Consider the following 2,859-nt stretch of genomic DNA (forward strand, 5'->3'; position numbering starts at 1 on the left):
CTCTTCGACGTCGGTCACTTGGGCACCGCGTGGACCAACGTGGCACCATGTCGCCAGACGCTGCAGCCCCTCTTTCGGGCCCTCGGCCACGAGTTCGACTTTACCATCGGAGGTGTTGCGCACCCAGCCCGTGAGGGCGAGACGGCGGGCCTCATCGACCGCAGAGAAGCGAAAGCCGACTCCTTGTACGCGCCCCTTGATGCGCAGCCACAGGCGTGCCCGTTCTTCGGTCATACCATGACTCGTGCTCGTTTTGGCGAGGGTCAAGTTGCCTCTAGCATCCGGTGCAACTCCCGCTCATCAATGGTTTTGACGCCCAGCTCCCGGGCTTTGTCGAGCTTGGAGCCCGGGGCTTCGCCGACGACGACGTAATCGGTGTTCTTGCTGACGTTGGAAGCGACGCGGCCTCCCTGGGCCTGGATCGCCTGCGCCACGTGGTCGCGCGGAACGGGCAAGGTTCCGGTCAGCACGAACGTCTTGCCGGCGAGTTTGCCGGTGGGTCTGCGCGGTTCTGCCGCGGGGGTCAAGCCAGCGCCTTTGAGCCGCTCGATCACGGCGCGGTTTTGCGGTAGTGCGAAGAAGGCACGGATCTCACGGGCCGTTTCCGGCCCAACTTCGCGGATCGCGAGCAACTCATCTTCCGTTGCATGCTGCAGGGCATCGATGCTGCCGAAATGCTCCGCCAGCAATGCCGCCATGTGTTCCCCAACCTCGGGGACCCCGAGGCCGTACAGCAGTCGCGTCAGGCTGGTGCGCTTGCTGCCGGCGATGGCGTCCAGGATGTTCTGTGCCGACTTGTCGCCCATGCGTTCGAGACTGACGAGTCGCTCTTTGGTCAGGTCGTAGAGGTGAGCAACGTTCCTCACCCAGCCTTTGTCTACCAGTTGGGCCACCAGCTTCTCGCCGAGGCCATCGATGTCGAGCCCATGTTTCGAGCCGAAATGACAGATGCGTTCACGCAACTGCGCCGGGCAGCTCATCCCAACACAACGGTATGCCGCCTCACCGGCTTCGCGCACGACATCGCTGCCACAGACGGGACACTTCTTGGGCATGTGGAACTTGCGCTCGCGCCCGCTACGCTGTTCGGCCACTACCTTGACGACATACGGGATCACATCACCGGCTCGTTCGATGAGAACGGTGTCGCCGATGCGGATATCTTTCCGCTCGATCTCGTCCATGTTGTGCAGGGAGGCGCTGGAGATGGTCACACCACCGACCTGCACGGGCTCGAGATGGGCCGTCGGCGTGATCACGCCGGTGCGACCCACGGAGGGGAGGATGTCTTTGATGGTGGTGGTTCCCTGCTGCGCTTTGAACTTGTAGGCGATGGCCCAGCGGGGCGAGCGCGAAACCTCCCCCAATTGTCGTTGCAGCGTCATGCTGTTCACTTTGGCGACGACGCCGTCGACCTCGTACGGCAGCGCCGCTCGCCGTTCAGCCATCTCGTGGTGGTAGGCAACCACGGCATCAGCCCCCTGGCAGAGCTTGTTCAGCGGATTGGTCTTCAAGCCCCAGACGGAGAGGGCTTGCAGGAATTGCCAATGGGTGTCCAGCTCCCAGCCGATGATCTCGCCGAAGCCGTGACAGAAGATATCGAGCGGACGCCGCGCCGTAATGCGCGAGTCGAGCTGGCGCAGCGAACCGGCGGCGGCGTTGCGCGGATTGGCAAACAGCGGCTCGCCGCGTGTGCTGCGTTCCTCATTGAGCTGCCGAAAAGCCGCCTTCGGCAGAATGACTTCGGCGCGGACCTCCAGCCGCCGCGGCATGGGCGGAGTGCCTTTGTCCGTCCGGATGAGGCGGAGCGGGACGCTGCGGATGGTCTTGACGTTGGCGGTGACGTTCTCGCCGTTGATGCCGTCGCCACGCGTCGAGGCAACGACCAGCGCACCATTCTCGTAGACCAGTTCGACGGCGGTGCCATCGAGCTTGGGTTCGGCAACGTATTCAACTGGCCGGTCGCTCTCCAGCACCCGGCGCACCCGCCGATCGAATTCGCGAAACTCCTCTTCTCCCATGGCGTTGCTGAGGGAGAGCATGGGTGTGCTGTGACGCACGGTCTCGAACTTTTCGGCGGGGGGCGCGCCCACGCGTTGCGTCGGCGAGGTCGGGCTGCGGAATTCCGCATGCGCGTTCTCGAGCTCCGTCAAGCGGCGGAAGAGATCATCGTATTCCGCGTCGGAGATGACCGGGTCGTCGAGAACGTAGTAGCGATAGTTGTGATAATCGAGGGTGCGCCGCAACTCTTCGATGTCGCGAGCAACGTCGACTGCGGAAGACGCTTTCCGAGGCACGCGCCTACTATAACCCGTCCTCTCGGCCTGGCAATCGCGGCATGTCTAGAATTTCCTTGACTTCTCGTGGCCGCGCGGAAAGAATCGCCCACGTCATTTTGCAAAGTGATTCCGTGAGAAGAGATTCTACTAACACCGGGCTCTGGGCGGTTCTGCTGGCGAGTATCCTGATCCAGGTGGTGAGGATCGGCGTCGCGCAGGGGCTGTGCCTCGGAGACATCGATGGGGACCAGCAGGTCACCCCAGGTGACGTAGTGGCGGTCATTGCGGTGGTGGCCGGCGAAAAGGGCGGAGACCCCGTGGCGCAGATGCGGGCGGATGTGAACTTAGACGGTGGGGTCACTGCGGGCGACATCGTTGCGATGCTGCCACTGGTTGGACCCTCCTGTCTTTCGCTCACCCCACGCCCGACCCCGACAGCCACACCCAGTCATCCGCCTCCGAGCCCGACCCGCACGCCGACGCCCACTTTGGGTCCCCCCACGGCCACACGGACGAGCACGCCGACCGCCACGCCGACGCAAGTGTGCGCAGTGCAGAAGCTGACGGCTGGGGCAACCCC

3 protein-coding genes are annotated in these 2,859 nt (G+C 63.8%); 1 reads left to right on the top strand and 2 read right to left on the bottom strand.

Annotated features, from left to right (window positions below):
* Together VF515_20580 and ligA are read right to left on the bottom strand one after the other, a co-directional pair.
* A partial coding sequence (locus tag VF515_20580) for an acylphosphatase (protein ID HEX7410022.1) occupies positions 1 to 234 on the bottom strand: 234 nt, incomplete at its 3' end.
* Between the two features lie 29 nt (positions 235 to 263).
* The gene (gene ligA, locus VF515_20585; GenBank protein HEX7410023.1) at positions 264 to 2,297 is read right to left on the bottom strand and encodes an NAD-dependent DNA ligase LigA; all 2,034 of its coding nucleotides are present in this window, start codon (positions 2,295 to 2,297) and stop codon (positions 264 to 266) included.
* 113 nt (positions 2,298 to 2,410) lie between these two features.
* Here ligA and VF515_20590 point away from each other — a divergent pair.
* On the top strand, positions 2,411 to 2,859 hold a 449-nt coding region (locus tag VF515_20590), incomplete at its 3' end, for a dockerin type I domain-containing protein (GenBank protein HEX7410024.1).

This window comes from Candidatus Binatia bacterium (genome assembly GCA_036382395.1).
Classification (GTDB): Bacteria; Desulfobacterota; Binatia; order HRBIN30; family HRBIN30; genus JAGDMS01.